The 24,874-nt window shown below is 65.0% G+C and carries 13 protein-coding genes; 2 read left to right on the top strand and 11 right to left on the bottom strand.

The features are described 5' to 3' along the window. Positions 1-2: 2 nt before the first annotated feature. A complete protein-coding gene (locus AQUI_RS0124840; protein ID WP_027259945.1) occupies positions 3-1,373 on the bottom strand; it encodes an oligosaccharide flippase family protein in 1,371 nt (456 codons plus the stop codon). 235 nt (positions 1,374-1,608) lie between these two features. Between AQUI_RS0124840 and AQUI_RS0124835 the strand changes: the two genes are divergently transcribed. Beyond that, positions 1,609-2,817, top strand: coding sequence for a glycosyltransferase family 4 protein (locus tag AQUI_RS0124835; protein ID WP_027259944.1), 1,209 nt, complete (start codon positions 1,609-1,611; stop codon positions 2,815-2,817). A gap of 177 nt (positions 2,818-2,994) precedes the next feature. On the opposite strand, the gene AQUI_RS0124830 is transcribed toward AQUI_RS0124835, so the two are convergent. The 8 genes from AQUI_RS0124830 to AQUI_RS0124795 all read right to left on the bottom strand — a co-directional run bounded on the left by AQUI_RS0124830 (position 2,995) and on the right by AQUI_RS0124795 (position 21,714). Then, positions 2,995-3,831: a glycosyltransferase family 2 protein gene (locus tag AQUI_RS0124830; RefSeq protein WP_027259943.1), complete on the bottom strand. Its 837-nt coding sequence runs from the start codon at positions 3,829-3,831 to the stop codon at positions 2,995-2,997. Next, positions 3,828-6,344 (bottom strand): hypothetical protein, encoded by a 2,517-nt coding sequence (locus AQUI_RS0124825; RefSeq protein WP_027259942.1) that lies wholly within the window; start codon positions 6,342-6,344, stop codon positions 3,828-3,830. The genes AQUI_RS0124830 and AQUI_RS0124825 overlap by 4 nt, the downstream gene beginning before the upstream one ends. After that, on the bottom strand, positions 6,341-7,279 hold the full coding sequence (locus AQUI_RS0124820) for a hypothetical protein (RefSeq protein WP_027259941.1): 939 nt from the start codon (positions 7,277-7,279) through the stop codon (positions 6,341-6,343). Before AQUI_RS0124820 ends, AQUI_RS0124825 begins: the two co-directional genes overlap by 4 nt. Beyond that, entirely contained in the window at positions 7,276-7,965 is a 690-nt protein-coding gene (locus AQUI_RS0124815) for a 4'-phosphopantetheinyl transferase family protein (RefSeq protein WP_027259940.1), read from the bottom strand. The genes AQUI_RS0124820 and AQUI_RS0124815 overlap by 4 nt, the downstream gene beginning before the upstream one ends. Beyond that, positions 7,962-12,539, bottom strand: coding sequence for a MupA/Atu3671 family FMN-dependent luciferase-like monooxygenase (locus tag AQUI_RS0124810; RefSeq protein WP_027259939.1), 4,578 nt, complete (start codon positions 12,537-12,539; stop codon positions 7,962-7,964). Before AQUI_RS0124810 ends, AQUI_RS0124815 begins: the two co-directional genes overlap by 4 nt. Then, complete coding sequence (locus tag AQUI_RS0124805) at positions 12,536-13,552, bottom strand: glycosyltransferase family 2 protein (protein ID WP_027259938.1); 1,017 nt, start codon at positions 13,550-13,552, stop codon at positions 12,536-12,538. Before AQUI_RS0124805 ends, AQUI_RS0124810 begins: the two co-directional genes overlap by 4 nt. A gap of 5 nt (positions 13,553-13,557) precedes the next feature. Next, positions 13,558-19,989, bottom strand: a complete 6,432-nt coding sequence (locus AQUI_RS0124800; protein ID WP_027259937.1) for a type I polyketide synthase — start codon at positions 19,987-19,989, stop codon at positions 13,558-13,560. Between the two features lie 261 nt (positions 19,990-20,250). Next, positions 20,251-21,714, bottom strand: a complete 1,464-nt coding sequence (locus AQUI_RS0124795) for a membrane protein (RefSeq protein ID WP_027259936.1) — start codon at positions 21,712-21,714, stop codon at positions 20,251-20,253. 193 nt (positions 21,715-21,907) lie between these two features. Here AQUI_RS0124795 and AQUI_RS0124790 point away from each other — a divergent pair, with 193 nt between their 5' ends. Further along, a complete protein-coding gene (locus AQUI_RS0124790; protein WP_027259935.1) occupies positions 21,908-22,660 on the top strand; it encodes a WecB/TagA/CpsF family glycosyltransferase in 753 nt (250 codons plus the stop codon). A 151-nt stretch (positions 22,661-22,811) separates the two neighbouring features. Here AQUI_RS0124790 and AQUI_RS0124785 read toward each other — a convergent pair whose 3' ends face one another. Continuing rightward, positions 22,812-23,762, bottom strand: a complete 951-nt coding sequence (locus AQUI_RS0124785; protein ID WP_027259934.1) for a glycosyltransferase family 2 protein — start codon at positions 23,760-23,762, stop codon at positions 22,812-22,814. Further along, complete coding sequence (locus AQUI_RS0124780) at positions 23,759-24,751, bottom strand: glycosyltransferase family 2 protein (RefSeq protein WP_051371977.1); 993 nt, start codon at positions 24,749-24,751, stop codon at positions 23,759-23,761. The genes AQUI_RS0124785 and AQUI_RS0124780 overlap by 4 nt, the downstream gene beginning before the upstream one ends. Positions 24,752-24,874 lie beyond the last annotated feature (123 nt).

Raw genomic sequence — 24,874 nt, 5'->3', positions numbered from 1 at the left:
GGTCAGGAAGAGCTCATCGCGGCTGCCATGGCCGTTACAGCATCCCAGTGCCAGTGCAGCGCGGCACCGCCGGCCGCAAGGGTCAGCAGCCCATAGACCGCATCATGCAGCGGGTCCCAGACATGGTGCCGGCGCGCCAGCCGCACCAGCACCGGATAGGCCGCCAGCATCGCCAGCCCAAGCGCCGCAATGCCGCCTGCCAGCCCGAACCAGGCCACGCCGCCCAGGAACATCCCCGTTTGCAGGCAGGCCCGGGCAGCCGAAAACATAAAGAACCCGCGGCTGTCGCCTGTTGCCAATGCCGCCTGATCATAGGTCATCGTGATCACCGCAGGCGCCAGTGCCAGTGCGATCAGCACGATCATCGGCCCCGCTTGCAGGTACCGGTCATCATACAGGAACTGAACCAGCCAGGGTCCGGCCCAGGCCATTGCGATCAGCGCTGCCAGGATCCCCGCCGTCAGCCCCGTGCGCAGCTGCCGCTGCCGCCGCAGGTTTGCCGGCCCTGCCTGTGCGGGCTTGTCGCGGTAAACCGGGATCATCAACCGCTGGTTCACGGCATGGCCCAGCAGCATCGGAAAGCTCGCCAGGAAATAGCCGATGTTATAGATGCCCAGCACCTCCAGCGGGACGAACTTGCCCAAGATCGCCCGGTCCCCCTGCGAAGTCAGGAACCAAAAGGCTGTCGACAGGAAAATCCACTTGCCGAAATGGATCAGCTCGCCCGCCGCAGCCCTTTCCCAGCGGAACCGGTTTGCAGCGCCGGGCAGCCCGTAGTGGCACAGCAGCAGCTTGGCTGCCGCCTGGATCACCCCGCCCAGAACCAGCGCAATTACCGACTGGGTGGCCAGCGCCAGCGCAATCACCGCAGTCAGCCCGATGACCTGGCCCGCCAGATCCAGCGCCGTGACACGCCCCGCCAGCAGATGCCGGTGTGCGGTTTCGATCCGGGTCGGGTTGAAGCCCGCAATGGCCAATCCGGCACCTGCAATGGGCAGATAGATCAGCAGCTCCGGCGCGCCATAGAACTGCGCCGCAGGCCAGGCCAGCAGCGCTGTCAGCACCCACAAGCCAAAGCCGCGGACCACTTGGATGGTCCAGGCCGTGTTCAGAAACCCCGGATCATCGCCGCGTGTGTTCTGGGCAATCGATGGCCCGATCCCTACGTCCGAAAACAGCGACAGCCCCACCGTTACCACCGAAACCAGCGCCATCAGGCCAAAAGCTTCGGGGAACAGGATGCGGGTCAGGATCAGGTTGGAGGCCAGCCGCAACGCCTGGCTGCCGCCGTATCCGATCATCAGCCAAGAGGCCGAGCGCAGCACCCTTGCCATCATCCCCTGGCCGGTAAAAAGCGAAGCAACCCGCTGCATGTCAGCGCCAATCCCCAAACGTCCGGTTCCGCAGGCTAGGCGGCAGGGCAGGGGGCGTCAATCGCAGGGTCGTTTGCAGCTGAAATGCGGGGTGCAGGGGCGAAAATTCCATAACAATCATGACGCCCACACCGTATTCTCCACGCCTGCGGGACAAGCGCGACAGGATGCTGGGCAAGCCGCTCAACCGCCGCTAACCTGCCGGGGAACCAAGACTTGAACGGAATTTACCGCGTTGAAAATTGCCTATGTCCTGAACACTTATCCGCAGCCCTCGCACAGTTTCATCCGGCGTGAGCTGCAGGCGCTGGAGCATGAGGGTGTGGAGGTCCTGCGCCTGGCGATGCGCCCCTCGGCCGCGGCTTTGGTGGACCCCAAGGATCAGGCTGAGGCCGCGCGCACCGGATATGTGCTGCGGGTCGGCGCCGGGCGCCTGCTTGCTGCCCTAGCCAGGGAGCCAGCCGCAGCCCCCGGCCGCTTCGCCCAAACGCTGCGGCTGGCGGCGATATTGGCCCGCGCATCGGACAAGGGCCTCCTGCGGCACCTGATCTATCTGGGTGAGGCTGCCTATGTGAAACAGCGGTGCGCCGCGGAAGGCGTGCAGCATATGCACGCCCATTTCGGCACCAACGCTGCCGCTGTGGCGATGCTGGCCCATGCGCTGGGCGGGCCTGGCTACAGTTTTACCGTGCACGGGCCGGAAGAGTTTGACGCGCCGCACACGCTGTCGCTGGGCGAAAAGATCAACCGTGCGGCTTTTACTGTGGCGGTCAGCAGTTTTGGCAAAAGCCAGCTGAGCCGCTGGGCTGCCTTTGGCAAGTGGGACAGGCTCAAGGTGGTGCATTGCGGAATTGAGCCGAAGCGGTTTGCCGATCTTGCGCCGTTGCCGCAGGGGCCGCTGCGGCTGGTGGCGATCGGGCGGTTTGTGGAGCAAAAAGGCCAGATGGTGCTGGTGAAAGCCATGGCGCGGCTGGTGCGGGACATTCCGGATTTGCATCTGTCGCTGATTGGCGACGGCGATATGCGGCCTGCGCTGGAAGCCGCTATTGCGGCGCATGGCCTGCAGGACAGTATCACGCTGACCGGCTGGCTCGCCGAAGACCAGGTGCAGGCAGAGCTGGCAAGTTCCCACGCGCTGGTGATGCCGTCATTTGCCGAAGGCCTGCCGATGGTGGTGATGGAGGCAATGGCCGCGGCGCGCCCGGTGATTGCAACATACATCGCAGGCACGCCCGAACTGGTGCTGCCGGGGCAAACCGGCTGGCTGCTGCCGGCCGGGGATGAAGACGCCCTGGCACAGACCGTCATCACCCTTGCGCAGACCCCGCATTCGCAGCTGACCGCCATGGGCCAGGCGGGCCGCAGGCGTGTGCTGGAGCGTCATGACAGTGCTGCAGAGATTGCCAAACTCATCGCGCATTTCCGCAAGGCCATCACCGGATAAAACCGGCGCACTCCCGCCCGTCGCCGGCGCATCTGCAGATGCGCCGCTTCCGTTGGGCGTGGCCCGGCGCAAAGGCGCCGGGCCACGCCCAAGGCTGCCAAGGGTGCGCTGGCGCAGCCTGGGCACCCTGCGAGCGCGGGAGCACCACCGGGACAGGCCAGCAGCAATACTCAGGGCTCAGCGGCCGCGGGTCCAGCGGCTGGCTGAGGCAAACAGCGGTGTTTTTGTGGCCAGACCGACCAACGCATAGATCACAAAACCGGTTGGATCCGCCAGCAGCAGCTTCCGCACGGCGCCGGCGCTTGGCGGGATTTTGTCCTCGTTCTGCAGTAAGCCCGGGAATTTGGCTGCCACCTCGGCCACGCCTGCGTTTTGCCGCCGCCGCACCCGGACCAGGTTGCGGAAGCCTTCCACCATCGGCCAGCTGTAAGCAGCAGGCGCTTTGACCCGTTCGGACGGGGCGAAATTCAGGCGGGCGAAAACGTCATCGGCGATGATATCAGGCCAGTCCCCCCAGCGCTGCCGTCCGGCCCGGTTCATGGCGAACACGCCAAATCCGGGAACACCGCCGGTGACAAACGGCAACCGGGTCCAGAGCCGTGCATAGGCACGGGTCACCGCACTGCGCGCCAGCGCCACCTGCGGACAGCCGCTGGCGTAACGCGGCGCATTTTCCGCCAGTGCTGCCGTGATTTGCGGGATCAGCGCCGGGCTGACCGCCACATCCGCATCCAGATAGATCAGTATATCGCCGCAAGCCGCCGCATCGCCGGCATTCAGCGCGCCAAGCTTGCCGCCCTCCGGCAATTCCAGCACTCGCAGTTTCCAGCCCGCAGATGGTTGCTGCGCGCGGGCCAATGCGGCCGTTTCATCGCGGCAGCCATTTGCCAGCACCAGAACCTCGGCCGCCATGCCCGCAGGCAGCGGATCCGAGGCAAAAACCGCTTGCAGGCACCCCGCGATATACTCCGCTTCATCATGGGCCGGGATCAGAACCGAAACACCTGTGGTCACTTCACGGCCTCCAGCGCATCCCAGCGCGGGTTCTCGTCGCTCAGAACCCGCAAGGCGCCCCAACTGCCCCACTTTCCAGGCGCCCCGACGTCGGCATAGGCGGCGAACAAGCCCCCGCCAAGGGCGCTCCAGCCTGCCAGAAGTTCCCGGTACAGCCTGCCCATCTCGGGCGTATAGTTGAAATGGGTGAAGAACCGGGTCAGAGTCTCATCCTCCACCAATGGGCCGATACCGACCACATGGCTGCCGCCCTCATACATGATCAGCTCCAGCCCGTGTTTCTGCGCAATTCTTGCATGATAGGGCAGCACACGCCCCAGCAAGTCGGTCAATGTATCGGTGCCGTCTCCCGAGATCAGCCCGTCGCGCAGCTCCGCTCCGGCCTGGGCTGTCGCTGCATCATATTGATGTTCCTTTGCAAATGCGCTTGCCGCCGGGCCTGCCAGCCCGCGTTCTGCCGCCACCGCCCGGGCCTGCTCTTTGCTGTCCGCGATCCAAGCGCGGACGTGTCCGGCACGGTCTGTGACGCCAAGGATGCCGCCGAAATAGCCGGTCACCGCATAGGCATCGAAGTAGGCCGCCGGGCCTTGGCGCCCCGCCTGTTCTGCTTTCCACAGCGGCGCTGCCAGAACCTGCTCTTCCAGTCCCAGCCAACCGGTCTGCGAAGAAATCACCCGCACCAGCCGCCGGCTTTCCTCGCCAAAAATTTGCGTCCAAATCTGCGCAATCTCCGCTGCGCGGCCGCCGTAGAACTGCATCCACAGACCCTCGCCGCCCCAGCGTGCCTGCGCCTGCGCATCTGCCCAGGCGGCCTGCTGGAACTGCCAGTTCCAAACCTCGTTGGAATATTCCACATAGGCGCGCAGATCCTCGTCCAAGCCGCGCTCTGCCAGCCGGGCGAATTGCCGGACATAGCTGTCGTCCGCCATATGCGGCATGGTGAACCAGGGATCAGCCCCCAGCGTGTTGGCCAGCTCCAGCATGATCTCTGCCGGAACGCCCTTCAGCGCCCAAGTATACTCCGGAACCCGCGGCCGGTCTTCCCAGCCGGTTTGGGCGGAGTCATTGGTGGCCATCCAATCCATGAACCGCAGCGCGGCAAATCCATCCAGCCGGTCCAGCCACAGCGGGTTGAACAGTGCACCTTGCTCATAGGCCTCCAGGTGCTCTTCCTTCATCACCCGGATGTTGCGCACATAGTCATCGCCGTTCCCGCTGCGCCGCCCTGTCCGCTGGATGCGGATTTCCACCGGGCCGGGGCCGGGGGTGAAGTCAAACCGCACTTCGCCCTTACCATAGCGCACATTCTCTGCCCGGCCCGCAACCTCGACAATGCCCTGACCGTCGAACCGCAGCACATAGCGGCCCGCAAGCGAGACGGCCTCCTCCGGCAAATCGGTCAGGATCACCGTGCCGATAGACGTCAGCTCAGACGGGATTGCGGTGGGCCAGCCCTCCGGATCCAGATACCCGGCGGCCAGAAGATCCTGGTGATTCGCACCGCCCCAGCGTTTCGGCAGATGCCCGATCCAGGGGCGCGCGGATTTGAAATGATCCAGGAACGGCGCCTGGGTGCTCCAATCCGCGATTGCAGCCAGATTGATGGCGACGGGCTGCCGGGCGGGGCTGGACAGCGGCGCGGTTCTGTCCGCAGTCTTTACCGTGTTAAGCGCGGGCAGGGCAGGCTCACGCGGACGCGCGGCAGGCTCCGGCGGCAATGCAGCGGTGCGCACCTCTGTGCCTTGGGCCGCAGCCCAGGCAATGTCCTGCAGCCGTGCCGCCAGTTCAGGGGACGGCGCGGGATAGGGCTTGCCCCAGCGGTCGCTCAGCTGATGCGGCAGGCCTGTTGGGTTCTGTCCGGTCAGCACCGCATATTGCAGCAGCGCCAGGAAATAGAACCCAGTGGCGTTGGGGTGGATATCATCGGCGAACACGTCGTGGATACTGCCGAGTCCGGGCATGGTGCCCGCCAGAATCGCATCTTCCAGCCGCGCCATGGCTTGCCCCGCGGGCAGCAGTTTCACGGCGCCGCTGGTGGCCGCATTAACCTCTTCGACCACCGCTTGCCAGCGCAGCAGGTCCTGGCTGATCCTCTCGCGCCAGGGCACATCCGCCCCCTTGTCAAAGGGCACCTCGGCCCCGGTGCCGCTGTCCAGGCTGTGCCAGGTTTCCTGCAGGTAAAAGTCCACATCCGGGTTTGCGGCCCGCGCCAGCTCGTAGAATTGGGTGACAGCGCCTTCGGTATCGCTCCACTTCAGGTGATTGGCCAGCGGAATGGCTTCGGTCACAATCACCGCATCCGCCGGCCGGCGCAGTCTTTCACGTGAATCAACGCCCTCGGCGGTACTGCTGTGCTGCCAGTTATAGCTCAGCGGCGCGCCATTGATAATCTGCGCCTCCACCGTGGCCCGTCCGCGCGCATCCAAAAGCTGGTCCAGCATCTGCGGGTTGTCCGTCCCGAACAGCGAATGGCCGATCACGACAACCGATGTAATCAGCGCCTCCAGCGTCATGCCGACGCTCCTGCGGCGGCAACACCGGTGCGGGGCAGGGCGCGCACCACGTCCCAGACGATCTGCTGCACCTTGGCGGCGGCTTCTGCCGGAAACGCCTGGGCCGGGATGCCATCGGCGCGGGTCAGCTGATGCGGCAGGCCCAGGGGGGAGCGCTGGTACAGAACCGCGTAATGGGTCAGCGCAACCGCATAGGCCCCCAGATCATTGATATGTATCGTGTCCAATTCCCCCGCGGGCGTGCGGGCAAACAGCGATTCACGTGAAGCCAGGCCAGCGATTTTCCCTGCCTCCGCTGCCCGCGCCACCGCCGCCAGAACCTGTCCGCCGGGGATCAGATAGACCGGATGCTGCGGGTTGCGGCGGCTGTCCGGACCCAGCAGTTTGTTCACCCACAGCGTTTCCAGATCGCCGTCGATCCGGTCCAGCCAGCCATCCGGGTCGTCCAGCCTGTGCCAGGTCTCATACAGATATATACGTGTGCCGGGTGACGCCGCCCGCGCAAGCCCGGCCCAATTCGCGACGTATTCAGCAGCGCCGAAATAGCGGAGGGCGTCGCGCAGCTCAACCATCTCGGTCAGCACCACAGCAGTGTAGTCACCGGTCCCGACGGCCTCCCGCGCGTCCCGGTAAACGGGCGGCTGGTTGGCGGTTGCGAAATCGAGGATGTCTTCATCCGGTTCCCAATGCGCCCGCAGCGATGTGCCCGAGCCCAGCTGGCTGTTGTACCCATGCCCCGCAGGCGCCAGCTGCGTCAGCATGTGCGGCATATCCGGGCCGACCAGAGAATGGCCCAGATGAAACACCTTCAAAGGGGCATCAGGCGGCGAGAGAGGCGGCGGAACCGGCACGCTGCGGCTGCGTGTTGCAAAGGCCATAAGCCCCAGCGCTGCACTCAGCGCGCCACACACCAGAAACCCGCGCCGCCCCATCATCCGCGCCCCCGGATTTCCGCCGTAGTGATGATCAGCCCGGCACCAATCACGAAGCGCCCGCAGACCGCCTCGCCGCGTGCAAACGGCGGCCGGCCGGCAGTGAACACGGCCTGATACGCGCCTGCCGCCAGTTCGAACTCCAGCTCCATCCCGTCGAACCCATAGAAGGCCCGGCTCAGCGTGTACTGGCATTTGTAGGCGGCTTCCTTGGCGGAAAAGATCACCTTGGCCATCTGTCCGGGATTATCCTGCCGCTTCAGCCAGGCCCGTTCGCGGTCCGAACAGATCGCAGGCAGCAGCTCGTCCTTCAGCGGCGTGTCCTCTTCCACGTCGATCCCCAGACCCTGAACATTGCCCTCTTGCGCCAGCACCGCCATGGCGCAGCTCTTGGTATGGGTGATCGAGCCGGCCAGCCCCGCGGGCCAGACCGGCGCCCGGTCGCGGCCCACGGGCACCGGAGCGGCGGGCAGGCCCAGTTGCCGCATCGCCTGATGCGCGGCACTGCGCCCCGCGGCAAATTCGTTGCGCCGCTTGGCGACCGCACTGGGCGACAGGCCCGCGGCTTCCTCTGCCAGCGGTACGGGCAGGGCACCCAACGGATCCGCCCCCGCTAGCGCCACATCGGCGGCAAAAAGCGGCCGGACCAATGCCAGCCGCTCTGCCAGTTTGTTTTCGGCCTCTGTCATCCGGTCCTTGCTCTGCGGTTTGCACGCATTGCCCGCCGCTTCGACATGGTGCCGGCGCGGTCGGGTCCTTCGCTGTCCTGCGGCTGTTCTTCCGCATTTGCCGGGGTGCCTGCAAGCCCTTCGATATGGGCTGCCAGCCCGGCCAGCGTCGGAAAGCGGAAGATATCCGTGATCGACAGGCTCGCATTGCCCAGCGCCTCGCCCAGTTCTTCGCGCAGCTCCCTGTGCGCCTGCACCGCCAGCAGCGAATGGCCGCCAAGTGCAAAGAAGTTGTCCTGCGCACCAATGCCGCTGACACCCAGAATGCGGCTCCAAACCGTGGCGATCCTGGCCTGCGCGCCGGCATCAAGCGGAGCAGTCTTCGCGGCTTCGGCCCGCGCCGGCTGCGGGTCCGGCAGCGCCTTGCGGTCGATTTTCTTGTTTGGGGTCAGCGGGAAGGCCTCCAGCGTGACGATATGGGCGGGCACCATCACCTCTGCCAGCCTCGCGGTCAGCGCCTGTTTCACGAGGGTCTCTGAAACAGGTGCGGAGGCCGTGACATAACCTGTCAGTTGCTCGCTGCCGGCATCGCCGCGGGGCACCACCACAGCCCCTGTCACACCAGGGCAGGCTGTCATCGCGGCCTCGATCTCGCCCAGTTCGATCCGTTGGCCGCGGATCTTCACTTGATGGTCGGTGCGGCCCAGGAAGGCCAGGGTGCCGCCTGCCGTCCAGCGCACCAGATCCCCGGTGCGGTAAAGGGGGGTGTCAGCGAACAGAGTGTTCACGAAGCGTTCAGCAGTCATCTCTTCCCGTTGCCAGTAGCCTGCGGTGACTCCCGCTCCACCGATATACAACTCGCCGGGTGTCCCCGCGGGGACAGGCCTTTGTTTTTCGTCCAGAACGTAAACCTGCGTGTTGGCAATCGGCGTGCCAATCCCGGCTGTCCCCGCAGGGGCAGCGCTGATTTTTTCCACCGTCGACCATATCGTCGTCTCGGTCGGGCCGTACATGTTGAGGATCTCGGCGTTGGTTATCCCCTGCAGCGCCTGCACCAAATCGCCCGGCAGTGCCTCGCCGCCTACAAGCAGATGCTGCAACCGGCCCAGACAGGCCCTGGCGTCTTCATCAGCGGCAATCATCCGCGCCATCGACGGGGTGCACTGCATATGGCTGACCCCATGACGCACGATCTGGGCGGCCAAAGAGAAGTCATCCGCCGCCAGCTGCTGCGGGGCGTTCGACAGGCGCAGAACCTCAGCCAAGGGTTTCAGCCCCTCCAGCACCACGTCCGGCGCGATGCCGTAATCGATCAGGCAGGCGATCTCATCCACACCGATGCGTTTCAGCTGCTCCACCCGCTGGCAGGCGTTCTGAATGGTGCCGAACAGCCCGGAGTCCTCAAAATACCGTTCGAATGCGAAGTCGAGGATGGCCTCCAGCTCCTCCTCTGACAGGGACCCCAGGTCCATCTCAAACGGGTTCTTCACCCCTTCGGGCTTCTTGAAGGCCGGGAAGGCCCAGGCGTATTGCTTGATCAGTCCGGCGGCGGATCGCAGGTAATCCTTCATCGGCTCCCGTGCCACCCGGCGGGCTTCCTCGCGGGTTCCGGCCAGATAGCTGTGCAGCATCAGCGTGACCTTGAAATCCGCGGGGTCATGGCCGGCCTCGCGCAAGGCGTCGTGGTAGAGACGGATCTTGCCCGCGACCTCGTCAACGCTTTGGCCCAGAAGATGGGTCAGCACATTTGCCCCAATTGCGCCGGCCTCGCGCCAGGTTTCCGGGTTGCCTGCAGTGGTGACCCAGACCGGCAGTTCCTTGGAGACGGGGCGAGGCTGTGTGACTACACTGTGTTCGCTGCCGTCCTTGCGCGGGAAGGCAACCTCCTCGCCGCGCCAAAGCTTGCGCACGGTTTCAATGCTTTCAAACAACGCGGGCTTGTTGGCAGGCGGTGTGTTTTCCGGCCGCAGGACAAAGTCGTCCGGCTGCCAGCCCGAGGCAAAACCGATCCCGGCGCGTCCTGCGGTCAGGTTGTCGATCACCGCCCATTCCTCGGCAATCCGCGCGGAATGGTGCAAGGGGGCTACGCAGGAGCCGGCCCGCACACCGATGTTCTGCGTCACCGCCGCGACCGCGGCACCGGTTACCGAGGGGTTCGGGTAGGGGCCGCCAAAGGCGTGAAAGTGCCGTTCCGGCGTCCAGACTGCGTTGAAACCATGCTGGTCGGCGAACTTGGCGCCTTCCAGCAGCAGGTGGTATTTCTGCTGCCCCGGCCCATCGTCATTGCCCCAGTAGAACAGGTTGAAATCCATCTTGCGGCTGCTGAGGGCCACCGGCCCCTTGGACAGCTCCAGCCGGCTTTCGTCGCTGGACAGCACCAGCTTGAAGCCGCGCGACAGGGTCCAGAACAGCTCCAAAACCGAAATGTCAAAGCTAAGGCTGGTGACCGCCAGCCAGGCATCGCCGGGTTGATGCGGGATGCGGGCGTCCATACCGGTGAAGAAATTCGTCACGTTGGCATGGGTGACCATCACCCCCTTGGGCAGGCCGGTGGAGCCGGAGGTATAGATCATATAGGCCAGATCGTTGCCGGCAGCACCGCCATAGGTGTTTTCTGCGTCTGTCCCCGCGGGGACCATTTCGATTTCCAGCACCTTGGCGTCTAAGGCGGGCAGGCTGCCGGCCAGTGCGGATTGCGTCACAATCACCTGCGCCCGGCTGTCACTGATGTAATGCGCAATCCGGTCAGCAGGGTAAGCGGGATCCAGCGGCACATAAGCGCCGCCGGCCTTCATGACACCTAGGGCGGCAAAGACCAGCTCGGGCGTGCGGCGGATATGGATGCCCGCATGCGTGCCAGGTTTCACGCCCATTTCACGCAGACGTGCGGCCACAGCATTGGCGCGAGCGTTCACTTCGGCGTAGGTGAAGCACTGGTCCTCGAACACCAGCGCCGCGGCGTTCGGGGTGCGGGCTGCCTGGGCTTCAAACGCGGCGTGGATGGTCAGATCCGCGGGGGCGTCCGCAGCGGTCTGGTTCCAGTCCTCCAGCAGCAGCTTGCGCTCGGCCTCGGGCAGAATGGGTAGGTCTGCGACCAGTTGGTCTGAATCATCGGCCAGGGTGTTCAGAACCAGAGCCAGCCGGGCGGCCAGCAATTCAGCGGTCTGTTCGTCCAGCCGGGCGTTGTCTGTATGCAGCGCCAGTGTGCCATCACAGAGTGTGACGGTAGCGGTGCAGCCCTGAACTGGGCCGTCCTTATCCAGAGACAGACCTATGGCCGGGTGAGAGAAGGCGGAGATCTCCGGGGCGCGGGCTGCCAGGTCTTCGGCGAATCCGCCGTATTTTCTTGCTGTTTCAATATCCTGAACGGTTCTCGCCTGGAGGCCGGAGACCGTCTCCTCCCGCCGCGCCTGCAGCGGTACCCAATCGGAGATCAGCCCCGGCAGCGCGATCGTGCCATCAAACGAAAGCGCCACATCGGCAGCGCTTTCGCCGCTGCTGAGCAAGGCCCAAGCCAGAACCCTGGCGGCCGCCTGTTCTTCGCTGAGGGCGGCGGGTAAGGCAATCTGCTGGCGGGTAATTCCTGCGCCCCGGGTATCTGTGGCAAGCGGCACTTGGACCGGCTGCATCGCGGCAAGCGTCTTGCGCCAGTGGCTATCACCGCGCTGTGCGGCGGCCATCTGTGCGGTGATGGTCCGGGCGTCTTCCGGCGGCAGCGCCGGCAGCATGTCCCCGGCTTTGAACAGACTGGTTGCGTCCAGCGGCTTGCCTGTCGGCGTGGTCAGCCGGGACAGCGCCAGCGCGCCATCCGCGGTGGCAATTGCCACGCTGTCTTTACGGACGTCCAGCACTGTGCCAGGGGCGCCGGAGCCAACGGCCACCTCTGCAGCGCCAGTCAGTACAATTGCCCTGTCCGCGCGCAGCTTGGCGGCGCACAGCGGGTTCCAGTAGCCGCCGGTGTCCAAGGCACGGACCAACCGTGCCAGTTCGGCAGCGGGGCGGGAGAAGTCCAGCAACCCGCCTGCGGCAGGGCGGTCGGATTTGGCGAACACGCGGCGCTGCCTCAGGTCCTGCGGTTGCCGGTTCAGGTCGCCAGTTTCCAGCTGCGCGATCACCTCGCCAAAGCTGTCCATCGCGGCGGCGTAGCATTTGGAGTTCAAGCTGAAGGCGGTTTCGTCCGCGGCCACATCGAACATCCGCTGGGAAAGGATATCGCCCTCGTCCACGCCGCCTTCGATCAGGTGCCAGGTGATGCCGTGCTGCGCTTCGCCGTTGATCAGCGCCCAGTTCGGGGTGTTGAGGCCCGCGTAACGGGGCAGGGGGCCGTCGTGGAAGTTCACCGCGCCTTGGTCGGCCAGTGTCAGAACGTCCTGCGGGATCACCGTCAGGTTGGCGATTGACAGCAGCCAGTCGAACCCGTCTTGCAACTGCTGCTGGGTGTCCAGCAGGGGCAGCCCCTTGGATTTGGCCCAGCTGCGGATATCAGGGTCTTGCGACACCACGGCCCGGATCTGGTGACCTCGCGCCAGCAAGGCATCGGCGCAGCCGATCAAAAGGGATTCATTGCCAATCAGGGCACATGTGAAGGACGTCATTTCTGCTCCTTTGCAATCGGAGAGGGCGCGCGCGTTTCTTGTAAGGGTTTTGGCCGCGGCGCGGCCATCGCACGCAGGCCGTGCAGGACCAGATCGCGCAGGAAATGCGGCGGATCCACCTGCGGCTTATTCTGGATAAGGCGGCGCAGGCCATAGATCAGGCTGCCGGCGGTCCGTGCCAGCGTGGCGGCGGCGGCGTAGGCGCGCCCGTGGTGTTTCACGAAGTAATGCCGCCGCGAGTCGAACCAGTATTGCGGCGTGCGCTGCCAGCCTTTCATCCCAGTGGAGGCCGAGCCGACGTGGGCGATTTTGCTGGCAGGCACATAGTGGGTGCGCCAGCCTGCGCGGGCGGCACGGCGGCAGAGATCGGTTTCCTCGAAGTAGAGGAAAAATGTTTCATCAAAGCCGCCAACGGCCTGGATGACTTCGCGGCGGATCATCAGGCTGGCGCCGGCGGTCCAGTCGACCTGCACCTCATCCATGGGCATATCCATGGCGACCACCCAGGGTTTCAGCAGCCGGGTGAAAATGCCGGTGCGCACGCTGGCCTCGAATTCCCCCGCAATTGAAGGAAAGCGGAAGGCGGTGCGATGAGGCACACCATCGGTGCCGCGCACGTAAGAGCCGGCCAGACCTGCGCCGGGGCGTTCCAGCAGGAAATCGCGCAGGGTGCGGATGGTGCTGCCCTGCACAAAGGCGTCGGAGTTCAGCAGATAGTAGAGTTCCGGCGCGCTGCCGTCGGAGAGGCCAGTCTTCAACCCCAAGTTCATGCCCGCTCCAAAGCCGCCGTTCACCGGTGAGGCGACCACCCGGAGCCGCCCGCTGCCGAGCCAGCCGCGCGAGTCCGCTGCCGCGCGGATCTGCTCATAGGAGCCATCGCCGGATCCATTGTCGATGATCAGCAGCTCGCCCGGCAGGCCCTCCATTTCGCGCAGTGCGGCCTCGGCGGCCTGCAGGGTCATCTCCGGCGTGCGGTAGTTGAGGACGATGGTGAGAATGCGCTGCGGGTTCATGGGCGTCACTCCGCGGCCGTGGCATAGCGGGGCCGGCCTGCCGCCGCATCGGCAGCGTCCAGCCGGGCTTTGACACCGGCGGCCAGCACGCTGACGTTCGGCACCAGCACCATGCTGTCATGATCGCCCGGCACTTCGGCCACCTCTGTCTGCGCGGCCCAGCGGGTCCATTCGTTGTCATCAAACACATATTCGCGCGCTGCGCTGACCCAATTGCCGCTACTGACCTGCCATTTGCGGTCCAGCGGCGGGCGGAACAGGGTGAGGGGGCCGGTCCAGGGGCGCAGAGCATAGCTTTCAACGGCGGTGCGGAAGGCCAGTTCGATCTTGCGGTTGTTGAATTCAGGCAGGGCGCCGGTCTCTGCCGGGGCGGCACGGCGTTTCTCAACCTCCCAGGCGATGCGGTTCTTGGCCCATTCGCCAATGTAGCCAGCCCCCTTGCTGCGCAGCTCTGCCAGTTTGATCAGAGCCTTGTCGCGGCGGCTGAGCGGCGGGCGCACAGGCAGAGGCGTGTCCAGCAGGATCAGCGCGGCGGTATCCTGGCCCTGATCCTTCAGCTGCTGCGCCATTTCATAGGCGGTAATGCCGCCGCCGGAGAAGCCGCCGAGCAAATAAGGGCCTTCGGGCTGGATCTGGCGGATCTCATCCAGGCAGCTTTGGGCGGCGTCCTCAATCCGGCTGTGCGGGGCGTCATTGCCGACCAGCCCCTTGGCCTGCAGGCCATAGACCGGACGGTCCTTGCCCACCAACAGGGCCAGTTGGCGCAGGTTCAGCACATTGCCGAACATGCCCGCCACCAGGAAGAACGGCCGCCGTCCGGTACCTTCGCCCGGATGCAGCTGCACCAGATGGGTGTATTGCGGTTTGTCTTCCGCCGCGGCGGCGGGACTGCCCGGTTCCGTGGCGACTCCGCCGCCTGTGCGCTCGATGATCCGCTCCGCCAGTGCGGCGACGCTGGGGGCCTCGAACAGAACCGACAGGGGAAATTCCACGCCAAAGCCGCGTTTGACCTGCGCAAACAGCCGGACTGCAATCAGGGAATGGCCGCCGAGATCAAAGAAACTGTCCTCGATCCCCACTTGCGACACCCCTAGGAGGGCGGCAAAGAGCTTGGCCAGTTCCTCCTCCACCGGGTTGCGGGGGGCAACATAGTCGGTGTCGAGCTGCGGGCGTTCAAACGCCTGGGCCTCCTCCACGGCGGCGGCGGTTTGCCCCGCCTGAGCAATCAAGGCGGGCAGGTCCAGAGAGGAGACCACCACCTGCGGCAGGCCGGTGGCCAGGGCACGGGCCAGCGCCTCGCCGCCTTCCGCGGACGTGATGCCATTGGAGATGTTCAGCTGAAGGCGGCGTTCTTCGGGCGACAGGGGCTGGATGCCGGCGGCGGGTTCCAGGCCCAGCTCTGCGGCGGTGGCGTCGGCTTGCCCTTCGGCCGCTGTGGCGTCGAACCCGGCGGCCAGGCGCTGCATCCGGAAGCCTTCGATCTGAACCAGTACAATGCCTTCGGGATCGGTCAGCGTGATGTCAAAGGCGGCAGAGCTGCCATCCGGCGCATCAGCCAGCCGCACATGGCTGCAGATGCTGGAGGTGAGCGGCGCGAAAATCCGGATCAGCCGGTAAGACACCGGCACCCAAAGCGCGCTGGCGTGATAACCTGGGATCAGACCCATCGCCCAGCCGGTGGCCAGGTCCAGCAGACCGGGATGAAGCAGACAGCCGTCCTGTGCCGCGATGTCCGGGAGTGAGAGAGAGGCGAGGCCTTCACCGTTTCCCAGGGCCGCGCGGTTCAGCACATGCCAGCGCGGACCAAAGCGCAGATGCGCCTCCTGCGCGGAGCGCAAGCGCCCGTTGAATGGCGCCTGCTGCTCCGGGCATCGGGCGGAAATCGTCTGGAGGTTGAGTGCGGCGGGGCGTTCTGCCGCCGCCGCGGAGGCCAGCATAGCCTGACTATTCAGAGAGTAACCTTTTGTACATTCCGAGTAAACAAACAGTTCATAACCATTTTCATTAGCTTCAAGTTTTGCCGCAACCTTTGCCGGGGTACTGTCTTTTGCAATCAGGGGGTGCATGAAATAAAGGTCGCGGATTTCGACGGGCCCTTCGAAGCCGGTTTCGGCCAGCGCCTCGGCTGCCATTTCGATATAACCGGTGCCGGGCACCAGAGCGGTTCCATCGGCGGTGCGGTGTTCGTCCAGCAGCCAGTCAGCGGTTTCAAAGCGCGGTCTGAAGATGCGGTTGCCGGCAGAGTCATACCCGCACTCCTGCAACAGCGGCTGCTGGCAGGGTTCCGGCGTGCCGGCGACGGTGGCTCCGTTACGGCTGGCCATGGCGTCGGCAGCCATGCCGGTATCGGACCAGACGCCCCAATCCACTGCCATCACACGGGTGAGGCCGCCAGCGCAGTGCTTGGCCCAGGCGTTGAGGAATTCATTGGCTGCGATGTAATCCACCTGACCCGCAGGCCGGATCACCGCGGAGGAGGAGGAAAACAGCACCATCAGCTCCAGGCTGCCATCGGGGAAGACCGTATCCAGCGCCCGCAACCCGCTGACCTTGGGGGCCAGAACCCGGGCGATCTGATCCTCATCCTTGGCCAGCAGCGGGCCGTCATTGATGACGCCGGCGCCGTGGATCACGCCAGTGACGGGGCCCAAGGCAGCCTCGGCCTGTTCGCGCGCCGTGCGCAGATCGCCGCTGTTGCAGACGTCGGCGGCCAGCGGCAGCACCTGGCCCTTGCCACCTGTCTCCAATGCCATGACTGCACGTATGCGCTGGGCGGTTCGGTTGGCTGGGCTGTGACTGCTGAGCCAGCGAGCCCAGGCATTGCGCGGCGGCAGGCCTTCGCGGGAAATCAGCGAGACCTTCGCGCCGTATTCGCGCATCAGGTAGCCCGCGATGCTCAGGCCGATGCCACCGTATCCGCCGGTGATCAGATAATGCCCGCCTTGTTTGAAGGGTGGGGTCTCCGGTTCGGGCAGCGGCTGCGGGCGCCAAGTGAGTTCAAACCGTTTTTCACCGCGCCAGGCGGCGGAGGCGTTTGCGGGTTCCGCCATCAGGTCTTCCAGCAGGCGCGGCGTGATGTCCGGGGCCTCAGCCGGTTTCCGGAATGCAAACAGTCCTTGCGGTATTGGCGGCAGTTCAATGTCGATGGTGGCGCATGTCAGCCCTGGCAGTTCACGCGGGATGACCCCGGCGGGGCCTGCAATCATCGCTTTTTCCGGGTAGAGCAGTGCTTCGCTGCGCACCTGGGCGGCGCCGGTGGTGAACACGCTGATATGCGCGGGGCCGGGCAGATCGGCATTGCCCAGTTCCTGAGCCAAAGCGGTGAGGGAATGAAACCCCATTTCAAGATTGCGGTCAAAGAAGGAGGAGCCGGGGCGATAGGTTTCGGCGTCCGTTACCAGCCAGAAATGGGCGATGCGGTCCGGCAGCAACGCGGCCTCTGCCAGATCACCTAGCAGCATGCCATAAGCAGCGCGGCCCTGTTCAGGCGGCAGTAAGTAGGAGGTTGGGGACAGCTGCGCATAGGTGTCCCCGGCGCGGACGCGGACGACTCTGTGGCCTGCGGCCTGCAACTGGTCCGCGGTGCGGGCGGCATGGCCTGTTTCATCCTCGAAAATCAGCCAGGCATGCGGCTCCTGGTCCAGTTCCAACATCACATCCAGCGCGCAATCGGCCAAGCGTGGACGCCAGGCTGGGCGGTAGCCCCAATCTGCCAGGTTTTCATGCCGGGCCGGGGCGGTGTCTTCCTCAACTGCGGGTTTGCCGGGTTCAATGAAATAGCGGCTGCGCTGGAAGGCATAACCGGGCAGGGGCAGGCGGTTGCGCCGTGCTTCGCCCCAGATCTGTTCCCAATCAGCCTCGACTCCGCAGGCCCAAAGGCGGCCGATGACGCCGAAGAAGTAGCTGTCATCCATCACGTCCTGATCCGGGTGGCGCAACGAGCTGAGCACCTGGCCCGACTGCACGGCGGGCGACATTTGCGCCAGCGCGCTGAGCGCCTTGCCGGGGCCGACCTCCAGGAACACGCGGTTCGGAGCTTTGGCGAGGGTCTCGATGCAATCGGCGTAGCGCACGGTGTTGCGCAGCTGGCCGACCCAGTAATCTGCATCGGTGGCCTGATCCGCCGTCAGCGGTGCGCCGGTACGGTTGGAGATCACCGGCAGGTTCGGGGCCGACAGGGTCAGCGAGCGGATGAAATCGCCGTATTGCTGCAGGATGCCGTCCAGCATCCGCGAATGGGCGGCAATGTCGATCTGGATGCGCTGATGCTCGACCTCGCGCGCAGTAAGATCTGCCGAAAGACGGTCCAGTGCGTCTTGCGGCCCGGACACGGCGGTGAGCGCGGGCGCGTTGACGCTGGCAATGTCCAGATCCTCGGTGAGAATGGCCTCAACCTCTGGCAGGGGAAGGGCGATGGACAGCATGCCGCCGGCGGGCACGGTATCAAACAGCCGCCCGCGCAAGAGGACCAGATCAATGCAATCCTCAAATGACATGACACCGGCCAGGCAGGCTGCGGTGTTTTCGCCCATCGAATGGCCCGCCATCGCGGCGGGGTTCACACCCCAGCTGATCCACAGCTGCGCCAGCGCGTATTCAACGATCATGATCAGCGGCAGTTGCACCGATGGTTGCTGGAGGCTAGCGTTGGCCGCGTCCTCTTCGCCGTCTTCCGGCAGCCAGATGGCGCGGATATCATAATCCAGGCTCTGTTGCAGGTGGTCCAGCCCGCTGTCCATCCAGTCGGCAAAGACCGGCTCGGTCTCGTAAAGATCACGCGCCATGCCTGCGTACTGCGCGCCGCCGCCGGGGAACATGAAGACCACCTCGGGCGCATCGCCGAGGCGGTCATGGGTGAAGACCTTGCGCGGATCGTTTTCTGTCAGCAATGCAGCGGCTTCCGCGGCGGTTTCCGCCACCAGAACGCGGCGTTTGGCAAAGCCCCGGCGGCCCTCCTTCAGCGTATAGGCCACGTCGGCCAGTTCGGCATCGGGGTTTGCTTTCAGATACGCCGCCAGTTCTTGCGCATTTGCGTCCAGCGCAGGTTTGGACTGGCCGGAGACACAAAGGATCTGGAACGGGAAGTCGCTTTCTTCTGACGGGGCACGCTCCGGCGCTTCCTCAAGGATCACATGGGCATTGGTGCCGCCGACGCCCAGTGAGTTGATGCCGGCCCGGCGCGGCCCCTTATGCGGCTGCCATGGCATGAGGGCGGCGTTCACGCGGAATGGCGAAGTCTCAAAATCAATCGCGGGGTTCGGCGCCTCATAGCCCAGCGAGGGCGGGATTTCCCTGTGGTGCAGCGCCAGCGCGGTTTTGGTCAGGCTGGCGACCCCCGCTGCGGTGTCCAGATGGCCGATGTTGGTCTTGACCGAGCCGATGCTGCAATAGCCGCGGTCGGTTGTGCCGGTGCGGAAAGCATCGGTGAGCGCGGAAACCTCGATCGGGTCGCCCAGATAAGTGCCGGTGCCGTGGCACTCGACGTAATCAATGGTCTCCGCCGGGGTGCCTGCGGCCTGCAGCGCGGCCTGCACCGCTGCCGATTGGCCGCCGACCGAGGGCGCCAGGTAACCGGCCTTGTCCGCGCCGTCGTTGTTGATGGCGGAGCCTTTGATAACGGCCCAGATGTGGTCGCCGTCGGCCACTGCATCCTCCAGCCGGCGCAGCGCCACGGCACCGGCGCCAGAGCCAAAAACCGTTCCTTGCGCCCGGTGATCAAAGGCGTGGCAATGGCCGTCCGGGGACAGGATCTCGTTTTCCTTGTAAAGGTAGCCGCGGCCCTGCGGCAGCTCGATGGTGACGCCGCCTGCCAGTGCCATATCGCATTCACTTTCGCGCAGGGCCTTGCAGGCATAGTGCACGGCGACCAGCGAGGTGGAGCAGGCGGTCTGCACGTTGACTGAAGGCCCATGCAGGTCAAAGACATGGCTGACGCGGGTCGACAGGAAATCCTTGTCGTTGCCGGTATGGCGCAACAGGAACATGCCGACGTCATCGACCAGCGCGGGGTTCGAGCAGATGTTGAAGTAGAAATAGCTGCCCATGCCGCAGCCTGCATAGACGCCGACGGGGCCAGCGATGCTTTCGGGCGGATGGCCCGCATTTTCCATCGCGCCCCAGGCGACTTCCAGGAATTTGCGGTGCTGGGGGTCGAGGATGGCGGCTTCCTTGGGGCTGAAACCAAAGAATTCGGCGTCGAATTCATCAAACTTCTGCAGCCTGGCGGAGGCAGGCACGTAGTTCGGATCGGCCAGCACGGAGGCCCGTTCGCCAGCCGCCAGCAGGGTGTCGCGGTCCAAAACCTCAATCGATTCAATGCCGTCGCGCAGGTTCTGCCAGAAGACCTCGGCAGAGTTTGCGCCGGGGACTGTCACTGACAACCCGACAATTGCTATATCTCCGGCAGCGCCCCCCGCTGCGGGTTTCCCATCCTGCATCGCCAATACCTGACCCCACTGACCCTTCAAAGACAGCCCGGCGCACTGCGGCCAGTCTGCTTTGCAGAGCTGGCAGCCGTCCGCCGGACGGGTTGATTTATGGTGCCAGGGTTTTCCCCGGCGGTTTGTCCCGGCCTGTCTGCACCAGATCCCCATCTGTGCTGCAACCCGGTTTCAATCTGTTTATTCTCGTCAACCCATAGGGCCAGCCTGTGGACGCATTGTGTTGAATTGAGCCTGAAAAGCGGAAAGATTGCGGCATCACAGAATACTGCGCCTCTCTGGTCCCGCGGTGTCAGGCATCAGTACTTGCGCCCCGCCGAACAGGGCTGGTTTCCTGCCGAATAAGCCCGGGAAAAGCAACCGCTCGGCGTAGCCCAGCACCGAGCCTGCGCACATCCAGGTGATCGGAATCAGGGTGGCGTTGAGCAGCATATCCACCATGGTGGCCGCAAGGATGAGGGCAATAGGTGCGGCATACGGCGAGATGCTGCCCCGCGGCGCGCGCCGCGCGGCTTGTGCCAGAAGAACCAGGGGCGCTGCCAGCAATCCCATTTCGGCGGCATAACCCAGCCAGCCGAAGGTGCCGAAAACGATGATCCATCGCCCGTCAGGGATCGACAGGATCTGCCCGGTCTCGGCGTGGCGCACCAGGTTGCGGCCCCAGCCGCCCCAGCCGAACCAGGGTTTCTCCGCCGCCCGCACCAGCAGTTGTGTCTCGTTTTCGAACCTGTAGTTCAGCGAATGCGCCCGCTCGGCGCTGATTGCCTCGGCCTGGGCCACCAGCGCCTCTGTCGGCACCAGCCCGGTATTGCGCAGCATCGGATAAACCACTGCGATCAGCGCCAGCAGCAGCGCGGCCCGCAGCTGCCATCGCAGGGGCGCCAGCGCCACCACTGGTGTGAAGGCCAGCGCATAGGCAAGCGAGGCGAGGCTCTTGCACAGCACCAGAACAGCAAACAGGTAAACCGCTGCCAGGATCAGGCGAAGCCTTTGGCCGGTTGCGGCCGCCCGCGCCAGGGCCGTGGCGGCCAGCAGCGCCGACATCATGAAAAACGCCAGCCACAGGGCATGCGGCAGGAATACGATCGGGCGGAAGCCGCCCTGGCGGATCATCTGGCTGAAGTCATGCTGAAAGAAGCCGTAGATCCAGACGTTCATCTGCGGGCTGAGCCGGATTTCAATGAGGGACGGGACGGTATAGGCCAGCCCGCCGATCATCAGCGCCAGCAGCAGCTCGCGCTGCGTTTCGGGGGTGGACAGGTAACGCCGTGCCAGCAGAAAAGGTATCAGCACGATCATCTGGTTGATGATCACTGATCCCAGGTCACGCCAGCGCAGCCCCGGCAGCTGATTGGTCAGAAAGATGATCGGTTCGGAATTGGCGATGCTGCGGAACAGGACCGGTTCGCCATTGGTCAGCACCGTCGGGATGACGCCGAATACAAACAACAGCACTAGAACCCGCACCGCCGGATGCCGCGGCAGCAGCGGCACCGGCCGGCGCAGCAGCAGCAGGCACAACAGGAACGCCATCACCGAAGGAATGGCAAACTTGTCCATATCCGGCACCAGCGGCAAGTCGAACTCGGCCAGCGGCGGCAGCAGCAGGTACCCTGCGATGAGGCACCACAGGATCGCCCGCTCCAGCGGCAGGCGCCGGAACAGGATCAGGCTGGCCAGCGGCCAGGCCAGCAGCATGAGATAAGCCAAAGCGTTGGGCAAAGCCCTGGTGCCCCCTCAATTCCCCGGATTTGCATCAAAGTTTACCGGTTGCGGACGGCCCTGTCCCGCGGAATTGCAAGAAGAGGTAAACAGCGTGCAGCTTTGCCACGCTCAAGGGGCAGCGGACGCGAGGCCGCTGGCCTGGCCGCCGTGCCGGCGGTATGAGGAGACGGCATTGTCGTTGGAGGCAGCATTGTATTTCGAATTTCATGGCCGCCGGGTTGCGGTGAACATGCCGGCGCGTTCCATGCTTGAAGCCGAGGTCCGGGCCCGGTTCAAGGCCTCGCAGGGGTTTGCGCTGGCCACGGTCAATCTGGACCACCTGGTCAAGATGGCGGAGTCTCCGGGCTTCCTGGCTGCTTATCAGGCGCAGGATCTGGTGGTCGCAGACGGGCGTCCGGTTGTCTGGCTGTCGCGGCTTGCCCGCCGCCCGGTGGCGCTGATGCCTGGCTCGGACATGGTGCTGCCCTTGTGCCGCCTGGCGGCAGAGGCCGGGGTTCCGGTGGCCCTCGTGGGCAGTACGGATGCGGCGCTGCAGGATGCCAGGGCCGCATTGCTGGCAAAGGTGCCGGGACTGAACATTGCCTGGATACATGCGCCATCGGGCCGGTTTAACCCGGACGGGCCAGAAGCGGATCAAATCCTGCATCGCCTGGAAGGGACCGGCATCGGCTTGTGTTTCCTGGCGCTGGGTGCGCCAAAGCAGGAACGCTTCGCCCAACGCGGCCGCCGGATGACGCCGTGCACGGGGTTTGCCTCCGTCGGTGCCGGGCTGGATTTCCTGGGCGGCCACCAGAAACGGGCGCCTGCCTGGGTCAGGGCAATTGCAATGGAATGGCTGTGGCGGGCGCTGTCCAGCCCGGCGCGGCTGCTGCCGCGCTATGCCAAATGCCTGGCGATCCTGCCTGGCCAGATGCTCAGGGCTTGGCGCATCCGGGCGCGGTGACGGCCGGCAATGCCCAGTCTTTTGGCGAGGCTATGCCGCGTGCCCAGGGAAATTTAAAGGCCAGATGAAGACTGGATCCTTTATTCTTCTGGCCGTAAATATCCTGGGGTGAATTGGCCGCGAGGCCAAGAGGGGCAAAGCCCAGCCGGCGCTACTTATACTCGAGAATGCCGCGAGCCCTGCCACGCCAGCGACGCCAGTAGAACTCCGCAGCGCCGGCAGCTTCGGCGAATTTTCCGATGACGGCAAACAGCGCTTGCGTGTATCCCATGCGACTGGCCAGGCGCAGAAACTGCGCCGGATAGATCAGTATAGCAATCATCAAGAGCGGGTTCACCAGACCAGCTATGATGATACCCGCCGGCAGCGCCGCCCCCCAGAACAGCGCGCGGCGGGTTTCGGCCACCCAATGGCGTTCCGGCCCCGCCCCATGCAAGGCGGCGCCTTCGGCGAATGCATGGCCGGCCCGGCGGCTGCGCCGCCACCACTGGCCAAAGTGCTGCATCTGCGCGTCATGCAGGGTCATCTCCGCATCAATCCGCCAGATCTGCCACCCGCCCCGCCGCAGCCGCAGGCACAGTTCCGGCTCTTCCCCGGCGATCAGGCTTTCGCGGTATCCGCCCGCCGCCCGGACAGCCGCAACCCGCATCAGCGCGTCGCCGCCGCAGGCCTTGGCCTCGCCAAGGGGCGTGTCCCATTCCGTATCGCACAGCCGGTTATAGACCGAGGCATCGGGAAACCGCTCGCGCCGCCGCCCGCACACCACGGCTGCCCTGGGGCGGGCCTGCAGGACGGCCGCCGCGGTGGCGATCCAACCCGGGTTCACCTCGCAATCGCCGTCCACGAACTGCACGTAGCCGGCTCGCTCACCCAAAGCTGCCAGCCCGGCATTGCGCGCCCGTGCCGCAGTGAACGGCCTGGCGAGGTCCAGATCCACTACCTCGGCGCCAAGCGCCCGGGCTGCAGCTGCCGAGCCGTCGCTGGAGCCGCTGTCCACATAGATCAGCGGCTGCGCCTGACCTTGCAAGGAGCGCAGACAGCGGATCAGGCGCTCGCCCTCGTTGCGGCCGATGACCACTGCAGCGACGGAGGGCGCGGTCATGCGCCGCCGCCCGCCAGAAAGGCGCTATAGTCAGCCGCCCGGCGCAGGAAACCGCGCTGCTGGAGGCTTTCTATACCGGGGTTTTCCAGAGCTGCATCCGACCACAGGCTCAGGTCAGGCTGGACCTGCAGCAGACCGGCGCGCAGCCTGTCTTCTCCGTGTTCGGACACGGCTTCGGCCTGGGTTTGCAGATCACGCGCCAGGCTGTCACCGGCAAATTTGTAATGGCGGATCAACCCGTCCATATCCGCCAGCCGCACACCGGCAGAGAGATGCGGATGCACTGCCGCTTGCACCTCTGGCCCGTTGAACACTAGCGGATGCTTGCTCAGGCAGCAGTTCTCGCCGAAAACCTTGCCGCGCACGCCGCCGTACAGCATCTTTGCGTCGCCTGGCGGCAGGCGGTTCTGGCGCAAGTAATAGGACAGCCCCGTATCCTTAGACCCGTAGTCCGCCGCCCGCACCGCACTGATGTCGGCATAGCGGAAGACGTCCACAGCCTCGGCGTAGTTGAGACTTCGGGCCGCCGCCAGCGGGCCTTTGGGAAACATCTCCAGCATCTGTGCCTGCAAGGCGGTATAGTTTTGCGATGCCATGTAGCGGGTCAGGCCGGCCAGCCCCGCGGTGCTGCTGCCTTCGAAATCAAACAGCTCGTCCATGTCGGCAAACAGGCACCAGCGGTCCCGGCCATAGCGGTTGGCGGCATAAGCGCGGAAGGTGTTTTCATAGTCCAGCCAGGGCCGGGCCGAGCGCAGCACCGCCGTGTCCGCTTCCTGCCGGATGCGGTTCAGCGTGCCATCGGTTGAGCCATTGTCGAAGAACACAAAAGACGAGACGCCCAGCCGCCGGTAATGCTCAAAGAACACATCAAGGTAGAAGGCGCCGTTGCGCACCAGGGCAATCAGCACCACCTGATCCGCTGCGGCAAAGCGGCGGGCAGGCCCATGCAGATGGCGCAGCGACACGCGGAACCTTGCGGCATGTGCCATGCGCCCGCTGCGGGCTGCCAGCCTTTGGCCGAATGATCTTTGCACACTGCGTTCCGTCTTGCGGTTGCCTGGAATTTCCCTGTTAAAGTGCAGACTTCCGCCGAGGGCCGCAAGCACTGCAGG

Origin of the sequence: Leisingera aquimarina DSM 24565, from assembly GCF_000473165.1 — a bacterium.
Classification (GTDB): Bacteria; Pseudomonadota; Alphaproteobacteria; order Rhodobacterales; family Rhodobacteraceae; genus Leisingera; species Leisingera aquimarina.
Note: the sequence above shows the minus strand (reverse complement) of the source record. Positions and strands in the feature narration are given on the sequence as shown.